The 7,035-nt window shown below is 67.8% G+C and carries 5 protein-coding genes; 3 read left to right on the top strand and 2 right to left on the bottom strand.

The genetic code is table 11. From position 1 onward, the window contains the following. A partial coding sequence (locus tag VFA16_RS12875; RefSeq protein ID WP_324968183.1) for a glycoside hydrolase family 65 protein occupies window positions 1–1,983 on the bottom strand: 1,983 nt, incomplete at its 3' end. Window positions 1,984–1,992: 9 nt separating this feature from the next. Continuing rightward, window positions 1,993–2,778 (bottom strand): beta-phosphoglucomutase family hydrolase, encoded by a 786-nt coding sequence (locus VFA16_RS12870; protein ID WP_324968182.1) that lies wholly within the window; start codon window positions 2,776–2,778, stop codon window positions 1,993–1,995. Between the two features lie 93 nt (window positions 2,779–2,871). Here VFA16_RS12870 and guaA point away from each other — a divergent pair, with 93 nt between their 5' ends. From guaA to VFA16_RS12855, 3 genes are all read left to right on the top strand, one after another. Next, a complete protein-coding gene (guaA, locus tag VFA16_RS12865) occupies window positions 2,872–4,434 on the top strand; it encodes a glutamine-hydrolyzing GMP synthase (protein ID WP_324968181.1) in 1,563 nt (520 codons plus the stop codon). 254 nt (window positions 4,435–4,688) lie between these two features. Then, window positions 4,689–5,366 carry a hypothetical protein gene (locus tag VFA16_RS12860; RefSeq protein ID WP_324968180.1) on the top strand — a complete coding sequence of 226 codons (678 nt, stop codon included), beginning with the start codon at window positions 4,689–4,691 and terminating at the stop codon, window positions 5,364–5,366. Between the two features lie 40 nt (window positions 5,367–5,406). Continuing rightward, complete coding sequence (locus VFA16_RS12855) at window positions 5,407–6,936, top strand: DNA polymerase Y family protein (RefSeq protein ID WP_324968184.1); 1,530 nt, start codon at window positions 5,407–5,409, stop codon at window positions 6,934–6,936. Window positions 6,937–7,035 lie beyond the last annotated feature (99 nt).

Genomic DNA, 7,035 nt, shown 5'->3' with positions numbered 1-7,035 from the left:
GTGCAAGTCGCGCAAATCGATCAGCGCTGCCTCGTAGGCATAGTCATGAGCCAGCTCGAGGTGGCCGACCTCGGCGCACATGACCGCCTGCGTGCACGCCGACAGCGACGAGTCGCGCACCGTGCGCCGTTCGTAGTAGTCGACGTTGCGGGCCTTCTGTTCGGGCGTGAACGCGTGGCTTTGCCACTGCATCGCCAGCACCAGGTCGGCCTGCTTGATCACTTGTGCCGGGTAGAGCCGCACGTAGGGCTCGTGCAACAACAACGGGTACGTGGTGTTCTTGTCGAAGTCCCACTCGGCGAAGGTGGTAAACCCCTCGCACTGCTGGTGCACGCCCAGTTCCTCGTCGTAGGGAATGTGCGCGGCGTTGGCCGCATCACGCCAGGCGGCGGTCTCCTCGGTGCTGACTCCCAAGGCGCGCGCTTTTTCGGGATGGCGAGTGCATGCGTCAGCCGCCACGCGCAAGTTGTGTGCCGCCATCAAATTCGTGAACACGTTGTCGCGCATGACCGCGGTGTATTCGTCCGGGCCGGTGACGCCGTCGAGGTGCCACACGCCGTGGCGGTCATGGTGTCCGAGCGAGTGCCAGAGCCGGGCGGTCTCGATCAGCACCTCCAGCCCGCAGTCTTCCTCCACCGAGTGGTCGCCGGTGACGATGCGGTAGCGCTCGAACGCCATTGCGATATCGGCGTTGACGTGAAAGGCCGCCGTGCCGGCCGGCCAGTAGCCCGAGCACTCCTGACCCCGGATCGTCCGCCACGGGAACGCTGCGCCTTCCAGGCCGAGTTCGGCCGCGCGCTCCTTGGCCAGGTCCAGGGTCGCGGCTCGCCACCGCAGGGCATCGGCTGCTGCGTGGGGCGCGGTATAGGTGAGCACGGGAAGCACGAAGCCCTCGGTGTCCCAGAAGGCATGGCCGTCATAGCCGCTGCCCGTCAGTCCCTTGCCCGGGATGGCCCGAACTTCCGCCCGCACACTGGCTTGCAGTATGTGGAAGAGCCCAAACCGCACCGCCTGCTGGACGACAGGGTCGCCTTCGACCTCCACGTCCGCGCTGTCCCAGAAGTCGTCGAGATACTCGCGCTGGGCGTCCAGCAAGCCCTGCCACCCGCTGTAACGTGCGCCGGTCAACGCCGCCACCGCCTGGTCGCGCAGCGCGGGACGTGAGCGCAAACTCGACCACCCGTAGGCCAGGTACTTGACGATGCGCAGCTTCTGCCCCGGGCGCAGCCCACAGATCACGGTGGTGCGCGCCAAATCCGGGCGTGTGTCGGTGTCGAACTCGACCCGGCCGGGCACCTCGATCTGGTGGTCCATCGCCGCGGCCATCATCAACCCGCTGGCCCGGGTCCGATGCATCAGCATGGCCCGCTGTTCAGAGCAGTCCTGCTCGACCGCCTCGAGTGGATTGTCCAACACAGCAGCCACCCGCGGATCGCTCGAACTCTCCGGCAGGTCCTCGTTGGCGACCAGTTCGGATTGCAATGTGACGCGGCAGAATTCGTCGATGGCCTCGACCACGTACTCGATGGCGGCCACACTTCGCTGGGCCAGCGACACCAGCCGGGTCGACACCACCTTCACCTGCTTGCCCGCCGGCGAGCGCCAGTGCGCGCGGCGGGTCAGTGTTCCCGCCCGCAGGTCGAGACACCGCTCGTGATCGAGCAGTTCGCCGTAGCGGACGTCGAACGGCTCGTCGTCGACCAGCAGCCGGATGATCTTGCCGTTGGTGACGTCGACAACGGTCTGGCCGGCCTCCGGGAACCCGTATCCCGCCTCGGCGTAGGGCAGCGGCCGCACTTCGTAGAACGAGTTCAGATAGGTGCCCGGAATGCCATGCGGCTCACCTTCGTCGAGGTTGCCTCGTATTCCGATGTGCCCGTTGGACAACGAGAACAGCGATTCCGACTGCGCCAACAGGTTGAAGTCCAACCGGGTTTCGCGCACCTGCCAGGGTTCGACGGGAAAGGCTTCTTCAGTGATCATGACCGCGCCCTACAGCAGGTCGGCCAGGTCGTTGACGACGACGTCGGCGCCGTTGCGGCGCAAGTCCTCGGCTTGGCCGAGCCGGTCGACGCCGACCACGAAACCGAAGTTCCCGGCTCGGCCTGCAGCCACGCCGGACAGGGCGTCCTCGAACACCGCCGCCGCGCCGGGTTCGACGCCGAGCAGTTCAGCCGCCCGCAAAAACGAGTCCGGGGCCGGCTTTCCGGGCAGGTGCTCTTCGCGCAGCGTCACGCCGTCCACCCGCTGCTGGACGAACCGGTCGAGGCCAGTGACCTCGAGCACGTCGCGGGTGTTGGCGCTGGAGGAGACCACTGCCACCTTTAGTCTGGCGTCGGCGACGGCCTCCAGATAGCGTCGCGACCCGTCGAACACTTCGACACCGTCGTCGTGAAGCGTCTTCTGGAACGCCTCGTTTTTGCGGTTGCCCAGACCTTCCACGGTCTCGGCGTCGGGGGGATCGTCCGGTTCTCCCTCGGGCAGCTCGATACCGCGGCTGGCCAGAAACGAGCGGACCCCGTCTTCGCGTTTCTTGCCGTCCACGTATTCGCGGTAGTCCGAAACCGGGTCGAACGGCACGAACTCTTCGCCGGTGCGCTCGGCACGCTCGCGAAGGAAGGCGTCGAACATTTTCTTCCAGGCCTTGGTGTGCACGCTCGCGGTGTCGGTGAGCACACCGTCGAGGTCGAACAGACAGGCGTGCACCGAATCCGGTAAACCCAGCACAGGCAACCTCACTTCCGGCTGACGGCAGTTGCGGCGATACCACTTCACCATGCCACGCATCCCTGGGCGGCGATTTCGCGCGCACGACACCAAGTCGTCGCTTAGTGGCGCGGCCGGTTGTTGCGGCGCCCATAGACTGAGCCGGTGGAATCAGCATCGCCTAGCCGCCCCGTGTTGGTGGTCGACTTCGGCGCGCAGTACGCCCAGTTGATCGCCCGCCGGGTGCGTGAAGCGCGGGTGTTCTCGGAGGTGATCCCGCACACCGCCGAGGTGGAAGAAATCAAGGCGCGCGACCCGCAGGCGATTGTGCTGTCCGGCGGGCCGGCCAGCGTCTACGCCGACGGCGCCCCGCAGCTCGATCCGGCGCTGTTCAACCTCGATGTCCCAGTGTTCGGCATCTGCTACGGATTCCAGGCCATGGCGCAGAGCCTCGGTGGCACCGTCGCGCGCACCGGCACCAGCGAGTACGGTCGCACCGAGTTGACGGTCACCGGCGGCGATCTGCATGCCGATCTGCCCGGGACTCAGCCGGTGTGGATGAGTCACGGCGACGCCGTCACCGCCGCACCGGATGGTTTCGACGTGGTGGCCACCAGCGCGGGCTCCCCGGTGGCCGCATTCGAAAACCGCGCCCGACGACTGGCCGGCGTGCAATACCACCCCGAGGTGATGCACACCCCGCACGGGCAGCAGGTGCTCAGCCGGTTTCTGCACGAGTTCGCCGGCATCGGTGTGGAGTGGACGCCCGCCAACATCGCCGACACGCTCGTCGAGCAGGTGCGGGCGCAGATCGGCGACGGGTATGCGATCTGCGGGCTGTCCGGTGGAGTGGATTCGGCGGTGGCAGCGGCGCTGGTGCAGCGCGCCATCGGTGACCGGTTGACCTGTGTGTTCGTCGACCACGGGCTGCTGCGCGCCGGTGAACGCGCGCAGGTGCAGCGCGATTTCGTGGCCGCCACCGGCGCCAACCTGGTGACGGTCGACGCGGCGGCGACCTTCCTCGACGCGCTGACGGGAGTGACCAACCCGGAAGGCAAACGCAAGATCATCGGCCGGCAGTTCATCCGGGCCTTCGAGGGCGCGGTGCGTGATGTGGTGTGCGATAGCGAGGCTGAAGTCGAGTTCTTGGTGCAGGGCACGCTGTATCCGGATGTGGTCGAGTCCGGGGGAGGCAGCGGCACCGCGAACATCAAAAGCCACCACAACGTCGGTGGGCTGCCCGGCGACTTGAAGTTCAAACTCGTCGAACCGCTGCGGCTGCTGTTCAAAGACGAGGTGCGCGCGGTCGGCCGGGAGTTAGGGTTGCCGGAGGAAATCGTTGCGCGCCAACCATTTCCGGGTCCAGGGTTGGCGATCCGGATTGTCGGGGAAGTCACCGCGGCGCGGCTGGACACATTGCGGCGCGCCGACGCGATCGCGCGCGAGGAGCTCTCTACGGCCGGTCTGGACAGCCAGATCTGGCAGTGCCCGGTGGTGCTGCTGGCCGACATCCGCTCGGTCGGGGTGCAGGGCGATGGCCGCACCTACGGACACCCGATCGTGCTGCGGCCGGTGTCGAGTGAGGATGCCATGACCGCCGACTGGACCCGGGTGCCCTACGACGTGCTGGAGCGCATCTCGACCCGGATCACCAACGAGGTCGCCGAGGTCAATCGCGTGGTGTTGGACGTCACCAGTAAGCCGCCCGGCACGATCGAGTGGGAGTAGCCGGCGCTTTCATCCTTCGCCGTCGCTCAGGAGGCGGGCACACGGGTGTATTGCCTCGACGCAGCAATTTGTGACGGATGTGATCGCCGAGGCCGAAGAGGCTTGTGAGACAGCCGAAAACAAAGGCCTGAGCTTTCCCTCCTCGTGGGATGCGGAGCCCGCTTGACCTTGTCGGAGGGCAGGTGTTTACTCGACTGTATCGAACATATATTCGAAAACAGTTGACGGTTCGACCGTGCCCAGGAGGGGAGATTATGACGAGCGCTCTTGCCCTCGATCAGCGGCTCGGTGACCGCGTCGAGCAGCTGAAACTGCTACGTCGGCAGATGGCGGAGGCGTCCGGGAAAGTAGGCGCCGGACGACGTGGGCACGCTCATTCCGATGAGCTGCTGCCGGAGTCAGAAACCACGTTGCCCGTCCCGCAGCTGCTTGCCGAGACGCTGCCGGGTGCATTGCCGCGCGGAACGGTGGCTGTGGTCTCGGGAGCCCGGTCGTTGCTGCTGAACATGGTGGCCGCGGTGACGGCCGCCGGCGGGAACGCGGCGATCGTCGGTCAGCCGGACATCGGGCTGCTGGCCGCTGTCGAGATGGGGGCGGACCTGAGCCGGCTCGCGGTGATCCCGGATCCCGGGACCGATCCGGTGGAGGTCGCTGCGGTGCTGATGGACGGGATGGACCTGGTTGTTCTCGGCATGGGTGGGCGCTCGGTGCCGTTGACCCGGGCGCGGGCGGTGACGGCTCGCGCCCGCCAGAAAGGCTGCACCCTACTGGTCACCGACGGCGACTGGCACGGGGCGTCGATGCGTCTGGACGCCCGGATCTGCGGTTACGAAACCACTTGCGGCACAGCAACTCCCGGGTTCGGGCGGATCAGTAAGGTTCGGCTCGAGGTGCGCACGCAGGGGCGCGCGTTCAGGGCGCGAACCGGGTGAGGCGGGTTCGGTGTCCGCCCGGGTACTGGCGATCTGGTGCATGGACTGGCCTGCGGTCGCTGCGGCGGCGGCCGCGGGCCTGCCCGCGACGGCCCCCGTCGCGGTCACGCTGGCCAACCGGGTGATCGCCTGCTCGTCGGCTGCCCGGTCGGCGGGGGTGGTGCGCAGCCTACGGCGGCGCGAGGCGGCGGCCCGCTGCCCGCAACTGCATGTGGTCGCTGCGGACTGCGACCGCGACGCCCGCTTGTTCGAGAAGGTGATCGCGGCGGTAGACGATCTGGTGCCCCGCGCCGAGGTGCTACGGCCCGGACTGGTGGTGTTACCGGTGCGCGGTGCGGCCCGCTATTTCGGGTCCGAGCAGCAGGCGGCCGAGCGGCTGATTGACGCGGTGGCCGCGGCCGGCGCCGAATGTCAGGTCGGCATCGCCGACCAGTTGTCCACCGCGGTCTTCGCTGCGCGGGCGGGCCGAATTGTGGAGCCGGGAGAAGACGCCCGGTTTTTGTCAGCGTTGTCGATCCGCCAACTGGCCACCGAGCCAAGCCTGTCCGGCCCGGGCCGAGAAGAGCTGGTAGACCTGTTGTGGCGGATGGGAATTCGCACCATCGGGCAGTTTGCCGCGCTGTCGCGCACCGATGTGGCTTCGCGGTTCGGCACCGACGCGCTGGCCGCGCACCGGTTCGCCCGCGGTGAGCCGGAGCGCGCGCCGTCCGGGCGTGAGCCGCCGCCGGAACTCGACGCCGTGCTGCACTGCGATCCGCCGATCGAACGGGTCGACGCCGCAGCATTCGCCGGGCGTTCATTGGCAGCCACGCTGCACCAGACGTTGATGGCCGCCGGGGTGGGATGCACCCGGCTGGCCATTCACGCCGTCACCGCCAACGGCGAAGAGCTGCAACGGGTGTGGCGCTGCGCTGAGCCGTTGACCGAAGATGCCACCGCCGACCGGGTGCGCTGGCAGCTGGACGGCTGGCTGAACAATCGGACCGCCGCGCAGCGACCAACCGCGCCGGTGACGCTGCTGCGGCTGCAGCCGGTAGAGGTGGTGTCCGCCGGGGCGCTGCAGTTGCCACTATGGGGCGGTCTCGGTGAGGAAGACAGGATGCGGGCGCGTCGGGCACTGGTACGGGTGCAGGGTCTGCTCGGCCCGGAGGCGGTGCAGGTGCCGGTACTGTCCGGTGGTCGTGGGCCCGCCGAACGCATCACGTTGACGCCGCTGGGCGACGAGCCGGTGCCCCGGGCCGATCCGCACCGGCCCTGGCCTGGTCAGCTGCCCGAGCCGTCACCGACGGTGCTGCTCGACGATCCGGTGGAATTGCTTGATGCCCAAAATAATCCGATACGGGTGACCAGCCGGGGCGTGTTCTCTTCAGACCCGGCGCGGCTGACCGCTCACGGACGTGACGACAGGTTGCAGTGGTGGGCCGGACCCTGGCCGGTCGACGAGCGGTGGTGGGATCCAGAGCAGGCCAGGGGCCGCACAGCCCGCGTGCAGGTGCTGCTCGAGAGCGAGCGCGCGCTGCTGCTGTGCTACCGGCAAAGGCGGTGGTATCTGGAGGGAATCTACGAGTAGCTCGGCTTCGCGCCGAGCCGCCGCGCGAACGGGCCGACCCGGTCGATGAACCGGTCGAAGAACGCCGCAGGGTCGACACCAACACCGATGAGCGCGTTC

The sequence above is a fragment of the Mycobacterium sp. genome, assembly GCF_035653355.1.
GTDB lineage: Bacteria > Actinomycetota > Actinomycetes > Mycobacteriales > Mycobacteriaceae > Mycobacterium.
The sequence above is the reverse complement of the archived record's forward strand: the minus strand, read 5'-3'. Positions and strand labels throughout refer to the sequence as shown.